The sequence below is a fragment of the Streptomyces sp. NPDC050315 genome (assembly GCF_040655775.1).
GTDB lineage: Bacteria > Actinomycetota > Actinomycetes > Streptomycetales > Streptomycetaceae > Streptomyces.
The window spans coordinates 243,073-265,824 of sequence record NZ_JBFAKN010000003.1 but is presented as its reverse complement, the minus strand read 5'-3'; the positions used below and the strand labels follow the sequence as shown (position 1 = coordinate 265,824).

Annotated in this window: 15 protein-coding genes and 1 pseudogene; 4 read left to right on the top strand and 12 right to left on the bottom strand. The window is 71.2% G+C overall.

Features of this window, described 5'->3' with window-relative positions:
• Position 1 precedes the first annotated feature (1 nt).
• The 5 genes from AB0I82_RS12440 to AB0I82_RS12420 form a co-directional block, all read right to left on the bottom strand.
• Complete coding sequence (locus tag AB0I82_RS12440; RefSeq protein ID WP_363257162.1) at positions 2 to 1,459, bottom strand: extracellular solute-binding protein; 1,458 nt, start codon at positions 1,457 to 1,459, stop codon at positions 2 to 4.
• 189 nt (positions 1,460 to 1,648) lie between these two features.
• Entirely contained in the window at positions 1,649 to 2,422 is a 774-nt protein-coding gene (locus AB0I82_RS12435) for an SGNH/GDSL hydrolase family protein (RefSeq protein WP_363257161.1), read from the bottom strand.
• A 53-nt stretch (positions 2,423 to 2,475) separates the two neighbouring features.
• The gene (locus AB0I82_RS12430) at positions 2,476 to 3,498 is read right to left on the bottom strand and encodes a hemolysin family protein (RefSeq protein WP_363257160.1); all 1,023 of its coding nucleotides are present in this window, start codon (positions 3,496 to 3,498) and stop codon (positions 2,476 to 2,478) included.
• Positions 3,495 to 4,844: a hemolysin family protein gene (locus tag AB0I82_RS12425; protein WP_363257159.1), complete on the bottom strand. Its 1,350-nt coding sequence runs from the start codon at positions 4,842 to 4,844 to the stop codon at positions 3,495 to 3,497. The genes AB0I82_RS12430 and AB0I82_RS12425 overlap by 4 nt, the downstream gene beginning before the upstream one ends.
• A 228-nt stretch (positions 4,845 to 5,072) precedes the next feature.
• Entirely contained in the window at positions 5,073 to 5,963 is an 891-nt protein-coding gene (locus tag AB0I82_RS12420; RefSeq protein ID WP_363257158.1) for an LLM class F420-dependent oxidoreductase, read from the bottom strand.
• 246 nt (positions 5,964 to 6,209) lie between these two features.
• On the opposite strand from AB0I82_RS12420, the pseudogene AB0I82_RS12415 reads away from it, so the two are divergent.
• Positions 6,210 to 7,120 (top strand): annotated as a pseudogene (locus tag AB0I82_RS12415) (arabinan endo-1,5-alpha-L-arabinosidase).
• Positions 7,121 to 7,137: 17 nt separating this feature from the next.
• Here AB0I82_RS12415 and AB0I82_RS12410 read toward each other — a convergent pair.
• The 3 genes from AB0I82_RS12410 to AB0I82_RS12400 all read right to left on the bottom strand — a co-directional run bounded on the left by AB0I82_RS12410 (position 7,138) and on the right by AB0I82_RS12400 (position 12,383).
• Complete coding sequence (locus AB0I82_RS12410) at positions 7,138 to 7,575, bottom strand: GNAT family N-acetyltransferase (protein WP_363257157.1); 438 nt, start codon at positions 7,573 to 7,575, stop codon at positions 7,138 to 7,140.
• Between the two features lie 66 nt (positions 7,576 to 7,641).
• Positions 7,642 to 8,223 (bottom strand): response regulator, encoded by a 582-nt coding sequence (locus tag AB0I82_RS12405; RefSeq protein WP_363257156.1) that lies wholly within the window; start codon positions 8,221 to 8,223, stop codon positions 7,642 to 7,644.
• 11 nt (positions 8,224 to 8,234) lie between these two features.
• Entirely contained in the window at positions 8,235 to 12,383 is a 4,149-nt protein-coding gene (locus tag AB0I82_RS12400) for a HAMP domain-containing protein (protein ID WP_363257720.1), read from the bottom strand.
• Between the two features lie 237 nt (positions 12,384 to 12,620).
• On the opposite strand from AB0I82_RS12400, the gene AB0I82_RS12395 reads away from it, so the two are divergent.
• Positions 12,621 to 14,456, top strand: coding sequence for a SpoIIE family protein phosphatase (locus AB0I82_RS12395; RefSeq protein WP_363257155.1), 1,836 nt, complete (start codon positions 12,621 to 12,623; stop codon positions 14,454 to 14,456).
• Positions 14,457 to 14,486: 30 nt separating this feature from the next.
• On the opposite strand, the gene AB0I82_RS12390 is transcribed toward AB0I82_RS12395, so the two are convergent.
• Positions 14,487 to 15,377: an LLM class F420-dependent oxidoreductase gene (locus AB0I82_RS12390; RefSeq protein WP_363257154.1), complete on the bottom strand. Its 891-nt coding sequence runs from the start codon at positions 15,375 to 15,377 to the stop codon at positions 14,487 to 14,489.
• Between the two features lie 222 nt (positions 15,378 to 15,599).
• Here AB0I82_RS12390 and AB0I82_RS12385 point away from each other — a divergent pair, with 222 nt between their 5' ends.
• A complete protein-coding gene (locus AB0I82_RS12385; RefSeq protein WP_363257153.1) occupies positions 15,600 to 17,078 on the top strand; it encodes an aldehyde dehydrogenase family protein in 1,479 nt (492 codons plus the stop codon).
• 111 nt (positions 17,079 to 17,189) lie between these two features.
• Positions 17,190 to 18,635, top strand: coding sequence for a glyceraldehyde-3-phosphate dehydrogenase (locus AB0I82_RS12380; RefSeq protein ID WP_363257152.1), 1,446 nt, complete (start codon positions 17,190 to 17,192; stop codon positions 18,633 to 18,635).
• Positions 18,636 to 18,708: 73 nt separating this feature from the next.
• Here the strand turns inward: AB0I82_RS12380 and AB0I82_RS12375 are convergent, their stop codons facing one another.
• The 3 genes from AB0I82_RS12375 to phnA all read right to left on the bottom strand — a co-directional run bounded on the left by AB0I82_RS12375 (position 18,709) and on the right by phnA (position 22,676).
• Positions 18,709 to 19,845: a TIGR03364 family FAD-dependent oxidoreductase gene (locus tag AB0I82_RS12375; RefSeq protein WP_363257151.1), complete on the bottom strand. Its 1,137-nt coding sequence runs from the start codon at positions 19,843 to 19,845 to the stop codon at positions 18,709 to 18,711.
• 61 nt (positions 19,846 to 19,906) lie between these two features.
• Entirely contained in the window at positions 19,907 to 21,253 is a 1,347-nt protein-coding gene (locus tag AB0I82_RS12370) for an MFS transporter (RefSeq protein WP_363257150.1), read from the bottom strand.
• Between the two features lie 139 nt (positions 21,254 to 21,392).
• Positions 21,393 to 22,676, bottom strand: coding sequence for a phosphonoacetate hydrolase (phnA, locus tag AB0I82_RS12365; protein ID WP_363257149.1), 1,284 nt, complete (start codon positions 22,674 to 22,676; stop codon positions 21,393 to 21,395).
• Positions 22,677 to 22,752: the final 76 nt, after the last annotated feature.

Here is a 22,752-nt window from a genome sequence, read left to right as displayed (position 1 = left end):
CTCAGGCCACCCACCCTCGTGCCGTGATCCTGTCGATGCGCTCGGCGGCGGCGCGCATCGTCGCGCGCGGGGACGCGTCCCCGGCGAGCAGCCCGGACAGCTGGGTGTAGACGGCCGTGTCGCACTCGCCCCACATCGGGATCTTGGGCCGCAGCCCGATGTTGGCCGGCCGCCAGGTCTCCCGTAGGGCCTTCGCGGTCAGCATGTTGGGCAGCTTCGTCGGCCGGTGCTCGGCGCGGAGCACCGCGCGCTCCGCGTACACCGACGTACGGGTCGGGGTGCCGCCGCCGACCTTGCTCGCCAGCCCGGCGAGCTGCGTCTTCGGTGCCGTCGCCCAGTTGGCGAAGAGCCAGGCGGCCTCGCGGCGCCGCTTCGGGGCGACGCCGGATATCGCGATGCCGGTCCCGCCGTACATGCCGGCGGCCCGCGCGGGCCCCTTCGGCAGCCGCGCGTACCCGACCTTCCCCGGCATGACGGCCTCGTTGGATGCCGCGTACTCGTGGAAGTTGGGGCACATCGCGATCCGCCCGGCCCGGAACGCGGCGCCCAGCCCGTCCCAGTCCCAGGTCCGCGACCCGGGGTCGGCGATCTTCAGCAGCCGCTGGTAGAACTCGGCCGCGGCCACGGCCCGTTCGGACCCCAGCCGGCACCGCCCGGGGGCGGTGGCACCCAGGCTCCCGACCCGCGCGCCGTCGTCGAAGTAGTCCCCGCCGTACGCCCACAGCACGTTCGAGAAGTCGCACATCAGCGAGTCGTGCTGCTTCGCCTGGTGCCCGGTCCCGTACTTCACCTCGTCGGTGTGCTCGTTGAACCAGCGGGCGATCGCGTAGTACTGCTCCCACGTCGTGCCGTCCGACGGCGTCGGGTCGAACCCGAGGTCGGCGGCCATCCGGTCGTGGTACTTCGCGAAGAGATCGGCGCGGTACTGCCAGATCATGGTCGCCGAGTCGTACGGCAGCGCCAGCACCTTCTCCTCGTCCTCGAAGCGCCCGGCCGCGTCCAGGTGCGTCGCGACGAAGTCGCCGAACCCGCCGGGCAGCCGGGGCAGGTCCGGGTTCTCCTGGAACTCCCGCAGGTCGGCGAAGGCGGCCGCGTACGGCGCGAGGACCTGGTACGGGTCGGCGTACACCACGTCGTACTCGCCGTTGCCGGAGGCCAGGTCCAGCGCGACCTTCTGGGCGAGCGCGGACAGTTCCAGCGTGACGATGTTGACGTGGATGCCGGTCAGCTCCGTGAAGGGCACGAGGTTCGCGGCGATCGCGGCGGTGGGCGCGGTGTTCTCGGAGATGAAGTTCAGCGTGGTGCCGGCGTACCGGCGCCAGGGTGCGGCGCCCGCGTCGAAGGACGCGCCGGCGGCGCGGCCGCAAGCGGTGAGCAGCCCGGCGGCACCGACGGCGGCGGCGCCTCGGAGGAGGGCGCGTCTGCCGACGGGGGAGCGAGCGGGCAGGGATGTAGGCATGAAGGTGCCACCTCGGGGACGGGGGTGCGCCAACAGGGACGGGCAGCAGTTTTAGCAGAAGAGATCGCCGTTGTTAACGCATCTTGCGTGATGTGTTGGCTGTCCATACCGTTCCAGCCCCACCGTTCGAGACATGCAAAAGGGCCGCGCACGTGGCTGTGCGCGGCCCATCCGGTGCTGCGTGTGTGGTCAGTCCTCCCCGTACGGAAGGAGGTCCGGGCGCTTCGGGGGGCGGCCGTCGCCGCTGGAGCGGCCCGTCAGGCGGCGGCCTATCCACGGGACCAAGTGTGTCCGGGCGAAGCGGGCGTCCGCTGTGCGGCGGGCCACCCAGCCCGGCGGTACGGGTGGCGGCAGTGGGGCGTCCCAGTCCGCCTCCGGGGGAAGGCCGAGCGTCTGCCAGACGGCCTCGGCGACGCGCTCGTGGCCCTCGGCCGTCAGGTGGAGGCGATCGTCCGCCCAGAGCCGCGGGTCGCCGAGCGACGCCGAGCCGTAGAGGTCGACGACGAGCGCGCCGTGCCGGCGCGCGACCTCGTCGATGTGGTCGAAGAGCAGCTCCATGCGCGGGCGGAAGCGCTCCAGTACGGGGCCCTGCCGGCCCGGGCTGCGCATCAGGACCAGCTGCTTGCAGCTCGGGGCCAGTCGTGCCGCGGCCTCCTCCAGGAGTGCGCACACGCGAGGCACGTCACACTTCGGGCGCAGTACGTCGTTCAGGCCGCCCACCAGTGTGATCAGGTCGGCGCCCATGGCCGCCGCGGCGGGCGCCTGGTCCTCGGCGATCTGGCCGATGAGCTTGCCGCGCACGGCGAGGTTCGCGTACCGGAAGCCCGGTGTACGGGCGGAGAGGCGGGCCGCGAGCAGGTCGGCCCAGCCGCGGTACGAGCCGTCCGGCAGCGCGTCCGACATGCCCTCGGTGAAGGAATCCCCGACCGCGACAAAACTGGTGTACTGAGCACTCATCTCCATGGCGCGAGCGATCCTATACGCAGTACAGGATCGCTCGCGCGGAGCCGGAGCCGTTACACCGCCGGCCGGTGCTGCAGCACCAGTTCCCGCAGCACGTCCTCCATCGTGACCAGCCCGGCCAGCCGTCCGTCGTCGCCGATCACGGCGGCCAGGTGGGTACGCGAGCCGCGCATCGCCGTCAGCACGTCGTCCAGCGGCGTCGCCGCCCGCACCCGGGCGATCGGCCGCATCGAGGACACCTGGAACGGCAGGTCCCGCGGCATCGCGTCCAGCGCGTCCTTGACGTGCAGATAGCCCAGGATGCGGCGGGAGCCGTCGACCACGGGGAAGCGGGAGAAGCCGGACCGCGCGGACAGGTCCTCCAGCCCCTCGGGGGTGATGCCGAGGCGCGCCGAGACCACCTTCTCGGCCGGCAGGACCACGTCACGGACCGGGCGGCGGCCCAGCTCCAGCGCGTCCCGCAGCCGCTCGGCGCCCCGGTCGTCCAGCAGGCCCGCGTCGGAGGAGTCCTCCACCATCTTGACCAGCTGGGCGTCGGAGAAGGTCGCGGCGACCTCGTTCTTGACCTCGACCCGCAACAGCTTCAGCAGCCCGTTCGCGAACGAGTTGATCGCGAAGATCACCGGGCGCAGCGCCCGGGCCATCGCCACCAGCGGCGGCCCCAGCAGCAGCGCGCTGCGCACCGGGGCGGCCAGCGCGATGTTCTTCGGCACCATCTCGCCGAAGAGCATGTGCAGATACGTCGCCAGGGCCAGCGCGATCACGAAGGACACCGGGTGGACCAGGGACTCCGGTACGCCGGTGACGTGGAAGAGCGGCTCCAGGAGGTGGGCGATGGCCGGCTCGGCGACCGCGCCCAGTACCAGCGTGCACAGCGTGATGCCCAGCTGGGCAGCCGCCATCAGCGCGGAGACGTGCTGCAGGCCCCACAGGACGCTGCGCGCCCGGCGGTCGCCCTGCTCGGCGTACGGCTCGATCTGGCTGCGGCGCACCGAGATCAGCGCGAACTCGGCGCCCACGAAGAAGGCATTGACGACCAGTGTGAGCAGGCCGATGAAGAGCTGCAGCGCGGTCATCGGGCGGCCTCCTCGTGCGTACGGGCGGCGCCCTCGTCACCCGGTGCGGGGGCGTGCAGCAGTACACGCGCCGCCCGGTGGCCGGACGCGTCCACGACGTCCATCCGCCAGCCGGCGACCGTCAGCTCGTCGCCGTCCTGCGGGATGCGGCCCAGCTCCGTGGCGATCAGCCCGGCCAGCGTCTCGTACGGGCCCTCCGGCATCCGCAGGCCGATCCGCTCCAGCTGGTCGGAACGGGCCGCGCCGTCCGCGTCGTACAGCGTGCGCCCGTCCTCGTCCTTGCCGGCCGGGGCCAGGTCCGGGGTCTCCATCGGGTCGTGCTCGTCGACGACCTCGCCGACGACCTCCTCGACGATGTCCTCCAGCGTCGCGACGCCGGCCGTGCCGCCGTACTCGTCGATCACCACGGCCATCGTCCGCTTGCCCGACAGCCGGTCCAGCAGCTCATTGACCGGCAGCGTCTCCGGTACGAGTAGCGGCTCGCGGAGCATCTCCGCGACCGGGTGCCGGCGCCGCCGCTCGGCCGGTATGGCCAGTACGTCCTTGATGTGGGCCACCCCGACGACGCTGTCCAGGCTGGAGCGGTAGACCGGGAAGCGGGACAGGCCGGTCGCGCGGGTGGCGTTGGCCACGTCCTCGGCGGTGCACTGCACCTCCAGGGCCGTGACCTGCACCCGCGGGGTCATGACGTTCTCCGCCGTGAGGTCGGCGAGACTCAGCGTACGGACGAACAGCTCGGCCGTGTCCGCCTCCAGCGCGCCCTCCTTCGCGGAGTGCCGGGCCAGCGCCACCAGCTCCTGCGGGCCGCGTGCGGAGGCCAGCTCCTCGGCCGGCTCCAGGCCCATCCGGCGCACCACACGGTTGGCGGTGTTGTTCAGATGGCCGATCAGCGGCCGGAACATGGCGCTGAAGCCGCGCTGGAGCGTGGCCACCCGCTTGGCGATGGGCAGCGGGCTGGAGATCGCCCAGTTCTTCGGCACCAGCTCGCCGACGACCATCAGGACGACCGTCGAAATGGCCGTACCGAGGATCAGCGCGGCGCTCTCGCCCGCGGACCGCGGCAGCCCCATGGCCTCCAGGGGGCCGGTGAGCAGCGCGGCGATGGAGGACTTGGCGAGCATGCCGATGACCAGGCCGGTCACCGTGATGCCCAGCTGGGCGCCGGAGAGCTGGAAGGTCAGGCCGCGTACGGCCTTCAGAGCGCTGTCTGCGCCGCGCTCGCCGCGCTCGGCGGCGCGCTCGAGGTCGCTGCGCTCGACGGTCGTCAGCGAGAACTCGGCCGCGACGAAGACACCGCAGGCCAGGGTCAGCAGGAACGCCACGGCCAACAGGAGCAGCTCGGTCATCGGGTCACCTCCGTCCCATGATCGAACAGGACCGGGAGGTTCGCGCTATGTCGACTGCAACTGGGAGGGTCGCCCATGGCTGGACGCTCACACCTTTCCTCGGGAAATGCGCTGCGGAGTCCGTGTATCCAGCAGCGGGGGGACTATCCATAGTAAAGGACCGGCAAAACAGCGGCCCGGTGACCGGACAGGTCCCGGGCCGCTGCGTCCGCAGCTCTCAGGCGCTGCTCAGCCCGTCAGCCCGAGCGCGGTGGCGAGCTCGCGCCACTGGGCGCGCGGCAGACCGGCGTGCCGGTCCGCGTCCTTGTCGAGGACCTGGAGGGCGACGTGATCGGCGCCCGCGGCGTAGTAGGAGTCCAGGCGGGCCTTGACGGTCTCCACATCGCCCAGCGCGAAGAGGGCGTCGAGGAGGCGGTTGCTGCCGCCGCCGTTGAGGTCCTCCTCGGCGAAGCCGAGCCGCAGCAGGTTGTCGGTGTAATTGGGCAGCTGGAGATACATCGCGAGGGTCTCGCGGGCGGTGGCACGCGCCCGCTCGAGATCGCTGTCGAGCACGACCTTCAGCTCCGGCGCGAGCAGCGCCTCGCTGCCGAGCGCGGCACGTGCCTGGGCGGTGTGCTCCGCGGTGACGAGGTACGGATGCGCCCCGGCGGCACGGTCGGCGGCGAGCCGCAGCATCTTGGGCCCGAGAGCGGCCAGCACCCGCCGCTCGGCCGGCACCGGCTCCGGTGCCGCGTCCAGCCCGTCCAGATACGCAACCATCGCGGAGTACGGCTTGGCGTACTGCGGCGCGAGCGCACTGTGGCTGACCCCGATCCCGAGGACGAACCGGCCCGGCGCCTCCTTCTCCAGCTGGGCGGCCTCCGCGGCCACGGTGGCCGCGTCGTGGTCCCAGATGCTGAGGATTCCGGTGGCCACGGTGGCGCGCCGGGTGGCCTGTACGACGTGACGGGCATCGGCCACCGACGGGTTGCCGCCCAGCCACACGGTGCCGAACCCGAGCTCGTCGAGCTCCGCCACCGCATCGGTGATCCGGGCGAGACTCTCGGCGTCCTGGGAGCGCAGGGCGGAGCTCCAGATGCCGATGCGGCCGAAGGGCGTGTCGTGGTCTGAGGAAGTCATGCAGCCCACAACCCGCCACGGCCCGCGCCTTATTCCAGCTCCCGGGCCCCACCCGGTACAGGAATCTCTGCGCGAAGCGTTGACGCACCGTCACTTGTTCCCTAGCTTTCCGTTCGAAGTCGCGGGCATGGTTCGATATCCCGAACGCCATGCCGTGCGAATCTCCGAGCAAAGGAGAACCGCGTGCGCCACCCCCGCCTGAGATCCGCCCTCCTCGCCGTGCCCGCCGCGGCCCTGCTCGCCCTGATGCCGGCGAGCGCGTCCGCCTACCCCGGCCCGGGCCATGTCACCGGTGACGTCGTCGTGCACGACCCGACCATGCTCCGCGCGCCGGACGGCCGGTACCTGCTCTACTCCACCCACGGCTACCTGGAAGCCCGCACCTCCACCGACCGCACCGCCTTCACCCGCGACGGCAACGCCTTTGCCGCGCCGCCGAGTTGGTGGTCGCGGTACTCGGACACGAACGACCCGTGGGCGCCCGACATCTCCTACCAGGGCGGTCGGTACCTCATGTACTACGCCGTCTCGCGCTTCGGCACCAACGCCTCCGCCATCGGGCTCGCCCCTCTTCGACCGGGCTGCCGGGCAGCTGGCGCGACCAGGGCATCGTCCACTCCTCCACCTCCGGCAGCGACTACAACGCCATCGACCCCGACCTGTTCGTCGACAGTGACGGCAAGTGGTGGCTGGCCTTCGGGTCCTGGTGGAGCGGGATCAAGATGATCCGTCTCGATCCGGCGACCGGCAAGCAGTACGCCGGTGACACCACGCGCCACTCGCTGGCCGCGCGCCCGACCGGTACGAAGGCGGTCGAGGGCCCGACCGTGGTCAAACGCAACGACTTCTACTACCTCTTCGCCTCGTACGACACGTGCTGCAACGGCACCGGTTCCACGTACAAGATCAAAGTCGGCCGGGCCACCAGCCCCACCGGCCCGTACTACGACCGCAACGGCGTTGCCATGACCGACAACGGCGGCACCGTGGTCATGGCGTCGCAGGGCTCCGTGATCGGCCCCGGCGGACAGGACGTCATGCCCGACGCCGACGGCGACCTGCTCGTCTACCACTACTACGACGGCAATGACGGCGGCACGCCCAAGCTGGGCGTCAACCTGCTGAACTGGAGCGGCGGTTGGCCGACGGCGTACTGAACGGGCGCCGGCCGGCCTCAGTCCGTCAGGTGGCGGACCCAGCGGCTCCACTGGGGCTCGGGGGCATAGCCCGAGGCGTGCCACGCATGGTGCGCGGACTCGTTGCGGTTGAGCACCATCGCGTCCGCGCGCCGCCCGCCCAGCGCGGCGAACCGCTCCTCCGCGGCCGCCAACAACGCCCGCCCGATGCCCTGCCGCCGCCGGTCGGGGTGGACCGCCAGCCGGTACAAGTGGCAGCGCCACCCGTCGAAACCCGCGATCACCGTGCCGGCCAGTTCGCCGTCCCGCTCGGCCAGCAGCAGCGCCTCCGGGTCCCGGGCGATCAGCCGGGCCACCCCGTCGTGGTCGTCGCTGATGCTTGTTCCTTCCGCGGCGTCGCGCCAGAACCGCAGCACGGCGTCGATGTCGGAGGGGGTGGCGGGGCGGATGCGGAGTCCACTCAGAAGATCACTCATGGGGGGAGCCAAGCAGATCACCGGCCGGTACGGCGAGCGGTTTCCGATCGAGGCGCAGCGCCGACGTCAGTCCCCGTTCCCCCGCAGGCTCTCCACCGAGCGGGTCACCTCCGCGACGCGGTCCGCGATGTCGGTGGGGTCGGGGGGCGGGGTGTCGCGGAGGAGGAGTTCGATGTGGGCGAGTTGTCGGGTGATTTCCGCGAGCCGCTCTCCGTCGGCGGGCTGCTCGGCGGCGGCCGCCAGGCGTTGGTTCTTGCGGTACAGGTCGAGGAAGATGCCGACCTTGGTGCGCAGCATCCACGGGTCGATGGGCTTGGTCAGGAAGTCCGCGGCGCCCACCGCGTACCCGCGGTAGGCGTAGTCCGCTTCGGGGTTGGCGCCGGTCACCAGGATGATGGGCACGTCCTTGGTCTGATCGAGGCGCTTGATGGTGCCGGCGGTCTCGAAGCCGTCCATGCCGGGCATCACCACGTCCAGCAGTACCACCGCGAAGTCCTGGCGCAGCATCGCCTTCAGGGCTTCTTCTCCCGAGCGGGCGCGGACCAGTTTCTGGTGGAGGGGGCCGAGTACGGCCTCCAGCGCGATGAGGTTTTCCTCCATGTCGTCGACGAGGAGGATGTTGCACTGGTCGGGTGCGACGGTGCTCATGGCCTGTGTGCTCATGACCTGCCCTTCGGCGCCTCGCCGGCATCGTCCTGCGCCGGATCGTGTTGCTGTGCCGCGTCGCCGCCGTCCGGCGACGCCGTGTCGTTCTCCGGATCGAGCAGCGCGCAGATCACCGACAGCAGGCGGTCGATGTCCACGGGTTTGGGGACGTAGTCGGAGGCGCCGCTTTCGATGGCCTTCTCGCGGTCGCCGGGCATGGCCTTGGCGGTGAGCGCGATGATCGGCAGCTCGGCGAGCCGGGGGGTGCGGCGGATCGCGCGGATGGTCTCGTAGCCATCCATTTCGGGCATCATGATGTCCATCAGGATCAGGGAAACATCGGGGGTGCGCTGCAGTACTTCCAGGCCCTCGCGGCCGTTCTCCGCGTACTTCACGGTGATGCCGACCCGGCCCAGTACATGCGTGAGGGCGAAGACGTTGCGGATGTCGTCGTCCACGACGAGGATCCGGCGCCCGGCCAGCACCTGCCCCGGGCGCCCGCTCAGCCACTCCTTGAGCCGCGTCGTCTGCGGCCAGGCATCCTCGCGGGCTTCGGGGCCCGGGCCCGCGGAGGCACCGGTGCCGACCGTCTCGTCCGGCCAGTCGAGGGTGGCGGGGACCAGCTCCTCCGGGTTCAGGTCCGCGACCGGGGCGAGGCCCTCCACCGGGCGCGCGTCCGCCGCCGGGCGGGAGGCCGCCGCCGAGCGCAGGGCGCCCTCCGGTGCCGGGATCTCCAGGCTGCCGGGATGGCGCGCGGGGATGTACAGGGTGAAGCGGGAGCCGACGCCGACCTCGCTCTCGGCGGTGATCCGGCCGCCGAGCATCCCGGCGATCTCCCGGCTGATGGACAGGCCGAGGCCGGTGCCGCCGTACTTGCGGTTGGTGGTGCCTTCGGCCTGCTGGAACGCCTCGAAGACCATCGGGAGCTTGTCGGGGGAGATGCCGATGCCGGTGTCCTTGACGCGGAACGCGACGACCGCGTCCGCGTCGCGCAGCGTCTCCTCCGTGAACTGCTCGCCCGGCACCCGTTCCACGCACAGCTCCACACCGCCGGAGTGGGTGAACTTCACCGCGTTGGACAGCAGGTTGCGCAGGACCTGCTGGAGGCGCTGCTCATCGGAGTACAGCTCGTGCGGTACGTCGTCGCCGACGGTGATCTCGAAACCGAGTCCGCGGTCGGCGGTCAGCGGCCGGAAGGTGGCGTGCACGTAGTCGAGCAGCTTGTCGAGGGACAGGTCCCTCGGGTGGACGTCCATCCGGCCCGCCTCGATCTTCGACAGGTCGAGGATGTCGCTGATCAGCTGGAGGAGATCGGATCCGGAGCGGTGGATCGTGGCGGCGAACTGCACGTCCTGCTCGGAGAGATGGCCGTCGGGGTTGTCGGCGAGCAGCCGGGAGAGGATCAGCAGCGAGTTGAGCGGGGTGCGCAGCTCGTGCGACATGTTCGCGAGGAACTCCGACTTGTACTGCGAGGCGGTGGCGAGCAGTGCCGCCTTCTCCTCCAGTGCGGCGTTGGAGCGCTGGAGCTCGTCGGAGCGCTCGCGCAGCTCGGCGGTGAGCCGCTGGGACTGCGAAAGCAGCGATTCTGTACGGGAGTTGGCGATGATGGTGTTGAACGAGACGGCGATCGTGTTGGCGAACTGGTCGATGAAGGCCAGGTGCACATCGCTGAACCTGCTGAGCGACGCCAGCTCGATCACGCCGAGCAGCTCGTCCTCGAAGAGGATCGGCACGATGACGATGCTGGCCGGGAGGGCCGCGCCGAGCCCGGAGTTGATGGTGATGTAGTCCTCGGGGGCGTCCAGTACGAGGATGCGCTTCTTCTCCTTGGCCGCCTGGGCGATCAGGCCGCGGCCCGGGGTGCCGGAGCCGGGGAGCGGGCTCTCGCCGCCGGCCTGGTCGGTGCCGTAACCGGCGATGAACTGGAGGCCCTCGCCGGGACGCGCGCCGGACTCGGCCAGGAAGAACGCGCCGAACTGCGCGTTGACCAGCGGGGTCAGCTCGCTGAGGATCAGTCCGGCGACCTCCACCAGGTCGCGGTGGCCCTGCATGAGGGCGGCCATGCGGGTGAGGTTGGACTCCAGCCAGTCCTTGGCGCGGGTGGTCTCGCGGAGGTTGGAGACCATCAGGTTGATGTTGTTCTTCAGCTCGGCGACCTCACCCTTTGCCTCGACGGTGATGGAGCGCGACATGTCGCCCTGGGTGACGGCGCTCGCGACCTCGGCGATGGCGCGTACTTGGGTGGTGAGGTTCGAGGCCAGCTCGTTGACGCTGGTGGTCAGCCGCTTCCAGGTGCCGTAGACGCCCTCGACCCGTGCCTGGCCGCCCAGCTGGCCCTCGCTGCCGACCTCGCGGGCCACCCGGGTCACCTCGGAGGCGAACGAGGAGAGCGTGTCGACCATCGTGTTGAGGGTGGTCTTGAGCTCCAGGATCTCGCCGCGCGCGTCCACGTCGATCTTCTTCGAGAGGTCGCCCTGGGCGACGGCGGTGGCGACCTGGGCGATGTTGCGTACCTGTGAAGTGAGGTTGTCCGCCATGAAGTTGACGTTCTCCGTGAGGTCTTCCCAGACCCCGGAGACGCCGCGGACCTGTGCGCGGCCGCCGAGCCTGCCTTCCGTACCGACTTCCCGGGCCACCCGGGTCACCTCGTCGGCGAACGCGCGCAACTGCTCGACCATGGTGTTGACGGTGTCCTTCAGTTGCAGGATCTCGCCGCGCGCGTCCACCGTGATCTTCTTCGACAGGTCGCCGTCGGCGACGGCCGTGGTGACCTGGGCGATGTTGCGTACCTGTGAAGTCAGGTTCAGCGCCATGAAGTTGACGTTGTCCGTCAGCTCCTTCCACACCCCGGAGACGCCGCGGACCTGCGCCTGCCCGCCCAGGTTCCCCTCGGTGCCGACCTCGCGGGCGACCCGGGTGACCTCGTCCGCGAAGGCGGAGAGCTGGTAGACCATCGTGTTGATCGTCGACTTCAGCTCCAGGATCTCGCCCTTCGCCTCCACGGTGATCGTCTTGCCGAGGTCGCCCTGGGCGACGGCGGTGGCGACCTGCGCGATGTTGCGTACCTGCGAAGTCAGGTTGTCCGCCATCGAGTTGACGTTCTGCGTCAGGTCCTTCCATACGCCGGAGACGCCGCGGACCTGTGCCCGGCCGCCGAGCTGTCCCTCGGTGCCGACCTCGCGGGCGACCCGGGTGACCTCGTCGGCGAAGGCGGAGAGCTGGTCGACCATGGTGTTGATCGTCGACTTCAGCTCCAGGATCTCGCCGCGGGCGTCCACCGTGATCTTCTGGCTCAGGTCGCCGTTGGCGACGGCCGTGGTCACCTGGGCGATGTTGCGTACCTGCCAGGTCAGATTCGACGCCATGAAGTTGACGTTGTCGGTGAGGTTCTTCCATACGCCGGAGACGCCCGCCACATGGGCCCGCCCGCCCAGCTGCCCCTCGGTGCCGACCTCGCGGGCCACCCGCGTGACCTCGTCGGCGAACGCCCGCAGCTGGTCGACCATGGTGTTCACGGTGAGCTTCAGCTCCAGCAGCTCACCGGTCGCCTCGACCGTGACCTGCTGGGTCAGATCGCCGCGGGCGACCGCCGTGGTGACCACCGCGATGTCGCGGACCTGCGCGGTCAGCCGCGCGGCCATCGCGTTGACGGCCTCGGTCACGAAACGCCAGTCGCCCGACAGGCCCTGTACCTTCGCCCGCCCGCCGAGCCGGCCCTCGGTGCCGACCTCGCGGGCCACCCGGGTCACTTCACCGGTGAACAGCGAGAGCTGGTCCACCATGCGGTTCACGCCGCGCCCGAGGCGGGCCAGATCGCCGTGGAGCTGCCGCTTGCCGTCGTGCAGCTCGACCCGCCGGGTCAGATCGCCGTCGGCGACCGCGTCCAGTACGCGGGTGGCGTTCCCGACCGGTACGACCAGCGCTTCGAGGAGCGTATTGGCCGCTTCCACGCTCGTGGTCCAGGCTCCGTGCCCGGGGCTGGCCGCGAGCCGCTCGTCCAGCCGGCCCTCGCGGATCACTTCCTGGCGCACCCGCTGCAGCTCCGAGGCCAGATGCGCGTTCCGCGTGACGATCTGGTTGAACGCCTCCGCCAGCTCCGCGGCGACACCCTCGTACGCACCGTCCGCGCGTACGGTGAAATCGCCGTCACGGACCGCGTTCATGGCCGTGAGCAGCGGTCGCAGTTCGGCCGCGCGCAGCACCTGCTCGTCCCGGGCCAAGCCGGGCCGGTCGGCGGGCTCGGCGGGCCCGGTGGCCCCGGGTGGGGTGTCCGGCGTGGATTCCGAAGAGCGTTCCATGGGGAAGATCCTCAATCGGGCAATAAAACCATATGTACCTCTTTGCCGCGATTTAGGCTACATTCATTGAGCTGAGCACCGGAACCGAGCCGGGAGTCGCCAGTGGGGACCTCCTCCGACCTGCGGGATTCAGAGCCGCGGATCCGGCTGCCCGCCAACGCGCTCGCACCCTCCGCGGCCCGCAGATTCCTGCGCGTCGCCCTCACCGGACTGGCCGAACCGGCCCTCCCCGGGACACTGGCGATCAGCGGGACACCGGCGATCGACGACGGACTCGTCGACGACGCCGTGCTCCTCGTCAGCGAGCTGACCACCGCCGCCACCGCGCAGGGCGGATTCGAGGTCGAGGTCGGCTGCCGCCTCGACTCGGGGGAGGGCCTCCCCGCCCCACTCGCCCTGGGCGGGACACGGCGCGTGGGCGTGGTGGTCGACGTGGTGGACCGCTACGCCTCCGGCGCCGATCACGAGGGGCAGGAGCTACGGGACAACCTGTGCGGTCACGGTCTGCAGCTGCTGCGCGCGCTGGCCGAATCCTGGGGCGTGACCTGCCGGCACACCGAGCGGGCCGTGTGGTTCCGGCTGGACACCCCCATGGAGGCCCGGCCCGGCGGCCCCGGCGATCCCCTCGCGGCGGCGATCCACGACGCCGTGGCGCCCGACCGCCGCGCTCCGGCCCCCGACGGGACGGACTCTGCGGGGCAGACCTTCCTCGCCGAGGTCAGCGAGCTGCTCGGCGGGCAGCTGGACGAGGACATGATCGCGGCGCTCACCGGACAGCTGCTGGTCCCCAGGATCGCCGACTGGTGCGCTGTATGGCTGACCACCACCCAGGGCCGGATGCGGCTCTCCCGCGTCTGGCACCGGGACGAGGAGCGCATCCGCACGCTCCGCCAAGCGCTGGAGGAGGACCGCCCGCCGCCCGTCATGCCGAGTACCACCGTCATCGCCTGGCCCTGGCCGGAGGCGGCGGCCCCGGCCGGCCAGGGCGGCTCCGCGCTGATGATCCCGCTGGTCGCGGCCGGACGGTGCCACGGCGCGCTGCTCATCGGCCGGGCGGGACAGCCGCCCCTGACCGGCGACGTGGTACGCCTCGCGCAGGACGTGGCGCGACGGGTGGCCCAGGGGGTCGTCACGGCCCGGCACTACACCCGGCAGGCGGACATCAGCCACTCGCTGCAGCGCAGGCAGCTGCCCACGTCCCTCGCGGCCATCCCGAACATCGACACGGCGCTCGTGTACGAGCCGCACGGCGAGGGCCAGAGCGTCGGCGGCGACTTCTACGACCTGTTCCCCATGGGCGACCGCCGCTGGTGCTTCCTGCTCGGCGACGTGTGCGGGCACGACCTGGAGGCGATGTCCGTCACCGGCCTGGCCCGCCACCTCGTACGGCTGCTGGCACGCGAGGGCCATGGCGTCGAGGCCCTGCTCGGGCGGCTCAATCTGGCCATGGCGGAGGAGGGCGCGGAAGCGGTGGTGGTCGGCGGGGAGCAGGTCGGCTCCCGGTTCCTGAGCCTGCTGTACGGGGAGCTGGAGCCCGACCCGGTCTCCGGCGGCGCGCGCGTCACCGTGGCGAGCGCCGGGCACCCCTTGCCGCTGCGGCTGTCGGCCGACGGCACGGTGACCACGGCCGCCGAACCGCAGATGCTGCTCGGCATCGACGAGAACGCGGAATTCCGCGCGAACTCCTTCCACCTCGCGCCGGGCGAGACGCTGCTGTGCGTGACCGACGGCGTGACCGAACGCCGCCGCGGCAACCGGCAGTTGGACGACAACGACGGCCTGGCCGAGGTGCTGCGCGGCTGCGTGGGCCTGGGCGCCAAGGCCGTCGCGGAGCGGGTGCGGCGCGCTGCCCACGACTTCAGCCCCGACCCGATCGACGACGACCTCGCCGTCCTGGTACTGGAAGCGGTACCGGCACTGGGACCGGGCCGGGCATGATCAGCGGCCCGGCCCCAGGGGCACCCGGACTCAGCTGCCCCGCAGCTCCTCGATGACCGGGGCGAACGTCTCCAGGACCGCGTCCAGCACCGTGACGTAGGAGAAGCCGTACCGCTCCCGGCGCTCGCGGAGCTGGTCGGCGATCTGCCGGACCGTGCCGAACAGCAGCGTCGGCGCGTCCAGCAGCTGCTCCTCGTCCAGGCCGATGTCGTGCGCGGCGAACTCGCGGGCCGCCGCCCTGCGGTCGTTGGTGATCACCACGCGCTGTACGAGGATGTTGCGTTCGGCCGGCTCCGCGCGGCCCGCCGCCGCCTCCGCGTACCGGGCGACCGTCGCGTCCAGCTGCTCCGCCGAGGCCAGCTCCAGTACGCCCTCCGGCTTCCCGGGTGCCTGGCGGCCGCCCTGGAAGGCCGCGATGTCCGCGTGCCGCGCCGTCAGCCGCATCATCCGCGGGCCGTTGCCGCCGATCAGCAGCGGCGGCCGGGGCGTCTGCGCGGCGTGCGGGACGTGCTCCGGGTCGCCCAGCAGCCGGTCCAGCTCCTCGATCGTGCGGCTGAGATGATCGACCCGCTCGCCCGGCTTGCCCCAGGGCAGCCCCGCCGTCTCGTGCTCGGCACGTACGTACCCGGTGCCCAGGCCCAGTTCGAGGCGGCCGCCCGTGAGCGCGTCGGTGGTGGCCACCTCGCGGGCCAGCAGCGCCGGGTTCCAGAAGCCGGTGTTGAGTACGAAGGTGCCCACCCGCGGCCGCTCGGTGGCCTCGGCCGCGGCCACCAGCGCGGGGAACGGCGCGGGCATCCCCAGATGGTCCGGCACCAGCAGCACGTCGTAACCGGCCGCCTCCGCCCTGCGGCACTTGGCGCGCCACTCTTCGCCCGAGGCGATCGCGAGCGTATTGACACCGAAACGGAACGGCCGGGTCATCGAGCCTCCTGAGGTCGGGGATCTGTCCGTGATCTGTCCGTACGTACGGCACCGCGCGGCGCGCGGCAGGGTGCCAGCCGCGTCCGCCGGCACGGTGCCAGATAGGGGAGCGCTATCGGGGGCATTGCCAATTCCCGGATGGTGCCCCGGCGTTCGCTGGGACAGCCTGGCGGCAGCCCAGTGGCGACAGTTGTCCGGCGAAGGTCCGGCGAAGGGACGAGCATGGCAGACGTATCGGGGCGGCAGCCCATCGCGGCGCATCACCTGCTGAACTTCATCGACGGCCGGTGGAGCCCGGCCGAATCGGGGCAGACCCGCACGAACACCAACCCGGCCGATCTGAGCGATCACCTCGGCGAGTTCGCCGAGTCCGGTGGCGTCGACGTGGACCGCGCGGCGGACGCCGCGGCCGCGGCCCTGCCCGCCTGGCGCGCGCAGGGCCCCATCCGGCGCGCCGCGATCCTCGCCGAGGCGGGCCGCCTCCTGACCGAGCGCGCCGAGGAATTCGCCCGCGCCATCACCCGCGAACAGGGCAAGCTGCTCCGCGAGGCCCGCGGCGAGGTGGCCCGGTCCCGCGCCGTACTGGACTTCACCGTGGGCCAGGCGCGGCTGCTCGGCGGGGTCACCGCGCCCGCCGAGGAGGACCGTACGTTCGCGTACACCTTCCGGCGCCCCATCGGCGTCGTCGGGCTGGTCTCGCCGTGGAACTTCCCGCTCGCCATCCCGATGTGGAAGGTGGCCCCGGCCCTGCTCTCCGGCTGCACGGCCGTCTTCAAGCCCTCGCCGCTCACCCCGCTCACCGCGGCCCTGCTCACCGAGGTCTTCCACGAGGCCGGGCTGCCCGACGGTGTGCTCAACCTCGTCCAGGGCGATGTCGCGGCGGGCGAGGCGCTGGTCGCGAACCCGTCCGTGGCCGGCGTCAGCTTCACCGGCTCGCTGCCGGTCGGCACCGCCATCCACACGGGCGGCGCCCACCGGCTGCTCCGTACGCAGTTGGAGCTCGGCGGCAAGAACGCGGTGATCGTGCTGGACGACGCGGACCTGGACGGGGCGGTGGACGCGGTCGTGCACGGCGCGTTCGGGCAGGCCGGACAGCGGTGCAGCGCCACCAGCCGGGCCGTGGTCGACGTCCGCGTGCGGGACGCCTTCCTGGACAAGCTGGTGGCCCGGGTGGCGGGCATGAAGGTCGGCCCGGGCGACGACCCCGCCTCGCAGATCTGCCCCGTGGTGAACACCGCGCGGCTGGACGCGGCGCTGGCGGCCGTCGCCGGGGCGCAGCGCGACGGCGGCAAGGTGCTGTGCGGCGGCGGCCGGGCGACCGGGGACGGCCTGCCGGACGGCTGCTACGTCCAGCCCACCGTCATCCGCGACGTGCCCTGGGACAGTGAGCTGGCCCAGGAGGAGGTCTTCGGGCCGGTGCTCGCCGTCGTCGACGCGGACGGCTTCGACGACGCCATGCGGATCTCCAACTCGGTCAAATACGGCATGTCCGGCACGATCTTCACCGCCTCGCAGTCCCGCGCCTTCGAGGCCATCGAGCGCTTCGAAGCCGGAATGCTGCACGTCAACCGCCCGGGCGTGGGTGCGTACGCGCACCTCCCGCACGTCGGCGCCAAGGCGTCCCAGTACGGCCCGCCGGAGTGCTCGCCGCAGGTCTGGGACTTCTACACGGAGTGGCACTCGGCCTGCATCAGCTATTAGGCGGCCGGCGGGCAGCTGCGGGGCGGGAGTGCCCAGGGGGACCGGTGAAAAGATCAGAAGAAGAGGGGTTTATCATGTGAGCACCGCCTAGCTCGATCGAGAGATAAGCCTGTGACTGTCAACGACGACTCGTTCACCAACTGGAAGAACCGCGAGGAGATCGCGGAGTCGATGATCCCGATCATCGGGAAGCTGCACCGGGAGCGGGACGTCACCGTCCTGCTCCACAGCCGCTCCCTGGTGAACAAGTCGGTGGTGAGCATCCTCAAGACCCACCGATTCGCCCGGCAGATCGCGGGCGTGGAGCTCTCGGTCACCGAGACGTTCCCGTTCCTGCAGGCCCTCACCACGCTCGACCTCGGCCCCTCGCAGATCGATATCGGCCGGCTCGCCGAGACGTACGACGCCGACGACCGCGGCCTCTCGGTGGCGGAGTTCACCGCCGAGGCCGTCGCCGGTGCCACGGGCGCCAACAAGATCGAGTGCCGCGAGGGCCGCGACGTCGTCCTCTACGGCTTCGGCCGCATCGGCCGCCTCGTCGCCCGCCTGCTCATCGAGAAGGCCGGCTCCGGCAACGGCCTGCGGCTGCGCGCCATCGTCGTCCGCGGCGGTGGGGACCAGGACATCGTGAAGCGCGCCTCGCTGCTGCGCCGCGACTCCATCCACGGTCAGTTCCAGGGCACGATCACCGTTGACGAGGCGAACAACACGATCATCGCCAACGGCAACGAGATCAAGGTGATCTACGCCAACGACCCCTCCGAGGTCGACTACACGGCGTACGGCATCAAGGACGCCATCCTCATCGACAACACCGGCAAGTGGCGCGACCGCGAGGGCCTGTCCAAGCACCTGCGCCCCGGCGTCGAGAAGGTCGTCCTGACCGCCCCGGGCAAGGGCGACGTCCCGAACATCGTGCACGGCGTCAACCACGACACCATCAAGCCGGACGAGCAGATCCTGTCCTGCGCCTCCTGCACCACCAACGCGATCGTCCCGCCGCTGAAGGCGATGGAGGACGAGTACGGCGTGCTGCGCGGCCACGTGGAGACCGTCCACTCGTTCACCAACGACCAGAACCTGCTGGACAACTACCACAAGTCCGAGCGCCGCGGCCGCTCCGCGCCGCTCAACATGGTCATCACCGAGACCGGCGCCGCCTCCGCCGTCGCCAAGGCGCTGCCCGACCTCAAGGCGAAGATCACCGGCAGCTCGATCCGCGTCCCGGTCCCGGACGTCTCGATCGCGATCCTCAACCTGCAGCTCGCCCGCGAGACCACCCGCGAGGAGGTCCTCGACCACCTCCGCGAGGTGTCGCTGACCTCGCCGCTGCGCCGCCAGATCGACTTCACCAGCGCCCCCGACGCGGTCTCCAACGACTTCATCGGCTCGCGCCACGCCTCGATCGTCGACGCCGGCGCCACCAAGGTCGAGGGCGACAACGCGATCCTCTACCTCTGGTACGACAACGAGTTCGGCTACTCCTGCCAGGTCATCCGCGTCGTCCAGCACGTCTCCGGGGTGGAGTACCCGACCTACCCGGCCCCGGCGGTCTGACGGTTCCCGCTCTGCGGCACACACGGGGCGGGCCCGGCGCGATGGTGCGCCGGGCCCGCCCCGTGTACTGCGCTCAGCGCGCCGCGACGTTCTCCTCCGCGAGCCCGAACGACAGCGTCATCCCGGCCCCGCCGACGCCGTTGACCACGGTCACCCCCGGCTCCGGGTCGACCACCAGCTCCGTGCGGCCGTCGCGCAGGGACGGATAGAAGCCGGACCAGCGTTCGGTGATCCCGGTGTCCGGGAGCCTCGCGAAGCCCGCCAGGTACTCCATGATCGCCGCGTTGATCTCCTCGCTCTCGAACGGGTCGTGGGTCGTGGCGTACGCATGGCTGTCGCCGATCGTCAGCCGCCCGTCCGCCGTCTGCGACAGCAGTACATGGATGCCGTTGTCCCGGTGGAACGGCAGCTCGGCCCGCATCCGCGCGTCCAGCGCAGCCCGCGCCGCCAGCTCCTCGAACGCCGCGTAGTGCAGCAGCGTCAGCCCGCCGCACAGCATCGGTCCCAACTGCCACCCGCCGGGCTGCACCCCCGTCCGCAGCATCTGCAGCTTGCAGCGGACCAGCCCGCTCGCCGCGAACACCTCCGGATACAGGGTCTCGAAGTCATTGCCACTGCAGACGAAGACCCGGTCCACCCGCCAGTCGCCGGCCGTGGTCGACACCGTCGGCATACCGATGCCCCGCACGGTCGTGCCGAAGCGCACGTCCACGCCGTACTCCTCGGCCAGATGCGCCGCGACCGCCGGGATCGCGTGCCGCGGGTCGACGTTCAGCTCCGTCGGGCTCCACATCGCGGCCAGCAGCCCGTCCGGGTGCGCCGCACGACTGCGCGCCACCGCCTCTCTCGCGGACAGCATTTCCGTACCGCGCTCTCTCGCGGCGGGCGTGGTCGCGACGAACTCCTCCAGCACCGCGGCCTCATCGGGATGGTGCGCCAGATGCAACGAGCCGGTCGGGGCGGCCCACAGCCCGGTCTTCGCCGCCACCTCCAGCCAGATCTCGCGGCTGCGCAGCGCACGCTCGTACATCGCGCCACGCTGCTGCCCCACTGCCCAGATCATGCCGAAGTTGCGGATGGACGCGCCGACGGAGCGGTCGTCGCGCTCGAAGACGACGACGCGGTCGCCGCGCTTGGCGGCCGCGAGGGCGTGCGCAAGGCCGACGATGCCGCCGCCGACGACGGCGGTGTCACAACGGTGAGTCGCCATGGATGATCCCCTCTTGAGTGGTAGTGCACCGTGGATGGATCAGGACGAAGCGTGCCGGGCCTCAGGCCGCCGCGTTGGCGGGTACGCGGTTCCACTGCGGGAGCATCAGAAGGCCGGCCAGCAGCGCGGCGCCCGCGAAGCCGTAGAACAGCGCGGTGCCGGAGAGGAAGCCGGGCAGCAGACCGCCGAGAATCGCACCGATCGACCCGCAGCCGTTGACCAGCCCGGCGGCCGTGCCCGCGCCGCCGGCGCTGCCGAAGTCCACCGCAGCAACACAACTGATCATCGCGTCCGCCGCGTACACGGCCAGCCCGATCACCGCCAGCACCGCGATCATCACCACCGCGCTGCCGGTCGCCGTCAGCGGCATGAACAGGGCCAGCGCCACGGTCAGCAGGGCCAGCGCCAGCACGCACGGCGGCACCCGGCGGGACCGGAAGACGGTGTCGGAGACCCAGCCGATCACGATCGGTGCGAGCACCCCCGCGACACCGAACGCCACCGGAATGAGCGTGGCCCCGACCTTGCCGACCTCCGGCAGCTGCCGGCTGACGATCACCGGGCCCCACAGCAGGATCGCGTACCGGGCGGGCTTGAGCAGGAAGTACGCGGCGCCGAGCGTCAGCACCATGCGGTCGCGCAGTGCTTCTTTGTAGAGGGCCAGGGCGGGCTTGCGGCGGGTGACCGCAGCGGGCTCTTCCTCCGTACGATGCGGATCCTCCGTACGATTCGGATCCGGCAGCCCCACGTCCTGCGGTGTGTTCCGCTGGAAGACCAGGAACAGCACCAGGACGACGGCGAGTGTTGCCGCGCCCGCGAGGAACGCCGCGTGCCAGCTGTCGAAGACCTCGTACGCCCACCAGCCGAGGAACGGCGGCGCGGCGAGCCCGCCGAACGCGTAGTTGCTGCTCCAGATGCCGAGTACCCGGCCCCGCTCGCGCACCGTGAAGAAGCTGCCCATGTTCTTGCACAGCGGCGCCCAGCCCGTCGACTGCGCCAGCCCCTGGAGCACCATCGCCCCGCCGAACACCAGCACGGCGCTGCTGACGCCCATCGCGCACGCGGCGACAACCGCGCCGATCATGCCGCCGGCGACCACCACCCGCGGCCCGAAGCGGTCGGCCCACATGCCCCACACGAACTGCCCTGCCGCGTACGCCGCGAGATACAACGCGTCCAGCACGCCGAGCACCTGCTCGGTCAGCACCCCGTTCACCAGGGGATCGTCCAGGATGCCGAGCTTGGCGACCGAGAACGCCTGGCGGACGAAGTAGAAGCCCGCGTACGCGAGCCAGGTGACCGCGAAGATCTGCCGGCGCCAGCGGGTCATCCCCTTCAGCGCCTCCCGCGTGGAGAGCGGGGGACCGGGTGGTGGTGATGGTACGGACTGCGGTGCGACGTCGGCCATGGCGGAGTCCTGTCCCTCGGCCTGGATTCGGGCATGACGGGGCCCCGGCGCGCGCCTCGGCGGCGCGCCGGGGCCGGGTGGTGCGTCGTCCGTATGCGGGGGGTTGGATCGTCCGTAGGAGGGGCGGGGTGACGGTGGGTCAGGCGGTGAGCAGCACCCCCGCCGCCACCGACGTGCCCACCCAATAACTGTCGAAGTTACGCAGCCGGTGGCCCTGAGGGACCGGTCCGACCTGCGCGTTCACCAGGAACGGCACACGCTGCTCGGTCAGCCCGCCGTGCGAGCGCAGCGGCTCCTTGAACCCGGAGATGTCGTGCCGGGCGGGCGTGGTGCCCAGTACCGTGTTGCGCTCGGCGATGACGACCAGCTCGCCGATCCGGTCGCCGGGCAGCTCGAAGCGGACGCAGGCCCGCTCCCGGCCCATCACCTCGGAGACGCCGTCCAGCGCGGCCAGTTCGGCACGCAACGCGTCCGCGTCCGCGCTCGCCGGCAGATGCACCGTGGCGTACGAGCCGAGCGCGCCGTGGTGCACCGTGTACGGGTCGGTGATGGGCAGCACGACACGCGCCGCGCCAGCGCCGAGCCGGGCATCCAACTCGTCCTGCAGAAACACCACTTGGGCGTCCCCGTCGCCATCGCTCTTGGCGTTCATCCCATGATCGGCGGTGACTACCAGCACGGCGCCGAGCGCGTCGATCCGCGCGAAGTAGCCGTCCAGCATGGCGTAGAAGTCGTTCGCCACGGGGGAGCCGGGCGCGTGCTTGTGCTGGATGTAGTCCGTCAGCGACAGGTACGTCAGTTCCGGGCGGTCCCGCTCCAGCACGTCCACGCCCGCCGCCATCACCAGCTCGCTCAGCTCGGCGCTGTAGACCGACGGCAGTGGCATCCCGACCCGCTCCAGCACCTTCTCGATGCCGTTGTCCTGCTGCGTGACCTGGTCGGCCTTCTCGGCGGAGAAGCAGATGCCGTCCGCGGCGAGCCCCTTGCCCAACAGCCGGCGCAGCTTGTCCTTCGCGGTGATCACCGCGACCTTGGCGCCGGCCTGCGAGAACTCGGCGAACAGCGTCGGCGCCCGCAGCAGCTCGGGGTCGTTCATCATGACCTCGGCGTCGGCGGCCGGGTCGTAGAAGTAGTTTCCGCAGATCCCGTGCACCGACGGCGGCACTCCGGTCGCGATCGACAGGTTGTTGGGATTGGTGAAGGACGGCATCGTGCAGTCCGCGCGCAGATCGCTGCCGTCCCGCAGCATCCGCTCCAGGAACGGCATCCGGCCGTCGGCGATGGCCCGCTCGTGATAGGCGTCCTCGCTGCCGTCGATGCACACCACGACGACGGGCCGGGCGGGCCAGGCGTAGTCGCGCCCGTTGACGGTCAGCCGCTCGGTCCGCGGCTCGGACTGCCGCTCGGCACCAGCTTCCTTCATGTGCGGTTCCACCCCTGAGGTCGTAGTCGGCGGCCGGTCGCGCCGCCCTGCCCCACCAGGGAACACCGCCCGGGCC

What these genes read in the sequence shown, in the direction of transcription:
- AB0I82_RS12440 (WP_363257162.1), bottom strand. Translation starts at nt 1,459, where the DNA reads ATGCCTACATCCCTGCCCGCTCGCTCCCCCGTCGGCAGACGCGCCCTC.
- AB0I82_RS12435 (WP_363257161.1), bottom strand. Translation starts at nt 2,422, where the DNA reads ATGGAGATGAGTGCTCAGTACACCAGTTTTGTCGCGGTCGGGGATTCC.
- AB0I82_RS12430 (WP_363257160.1), bottom strand. Translation starts at nt 3,498, where the DNA reads ATGACCGCGCTGCAGCTCTTCATCGGCCTGCTCACACTGGTCGTCAAT.
- AB0I82_RS12425 (WP_363257159.1), bottom strand. Translation starts at nt 4,844, where the DNA reads ATGACCGAGCTGCTCCTGTTGGCCGTGGCGTTCCTGCTGACCCTGGCC.
- AB0I82_RS12420 (WP_363257158.1), bottom strand. Translation starts at nt 5,963, where the DNA reads ATGACTTCCTCAGACCACGACACGCCCTTCGGCCGCATCGGCATCTGG.
- AB0I82_RS12410 (WP_363257157.1), bottom strand. Translation starts at nt 7,575, where the DNA reads ATGAGTGATCTTCTGAGTGGACTCCGCATCCGCCCCGCCACCCCCTCC.
- AB0I82_RS12405 (WP_363257156.1), bottom strand. Translation starts at nt 8,223, where the DNA reads ATGAGCACCGTCGCACCCGACCAGTGCAACATCCTCCTCGTCGACGAC.
- AB0I82_RS12400 (WP_363257720.1), bottom strand. Translation starts at nt 12,383, where the DNA reads ATGAACGCGGTCCGTGACGGCGATTTCACCGTACGCGCGGACGGTGCG.
- AB0I82_RS12390 (WP_363257154.1), bottom strand. Translation starts at nt 15,377, where the DNA reads ATGACCCGGCCGTTCCGTTTCGGTGTCAATACGCTCGCGATCGCCTCG.
- AB0I82_RS12385 (WP_363257153.1), top strand. Translation starts at nt 15,600, where the DNA reads ATGGCAGACGTATCGGGGCGGCAGCCCATCGCGGCGCATCACCTGCTG.
- AB0I82_RS12375 (WP_363257151.1), bottom strand. Translation starts at nt 19,845, where the DNA reads ATGGCGACTCACCGTTGTGACACCGCCGTCGTCGGCGGCGGCATCGTC.
- AB0I82_RS12370 (WP_363257150.1), bottom strand. Translation starts at nt 21,253, where the DNA reads ATGGCCGACGTCGCACCGCAGTCCGTACCATCACCACCACCCGGTCCC.
- phnA (WP_363257149.1), bottom strand. Translation starts at nt 22,676, where the DNA reads ATGAAGGAAGCTGGTGCCGAGCGGCAGTCCGAGCCGCGGACCGAGCGG.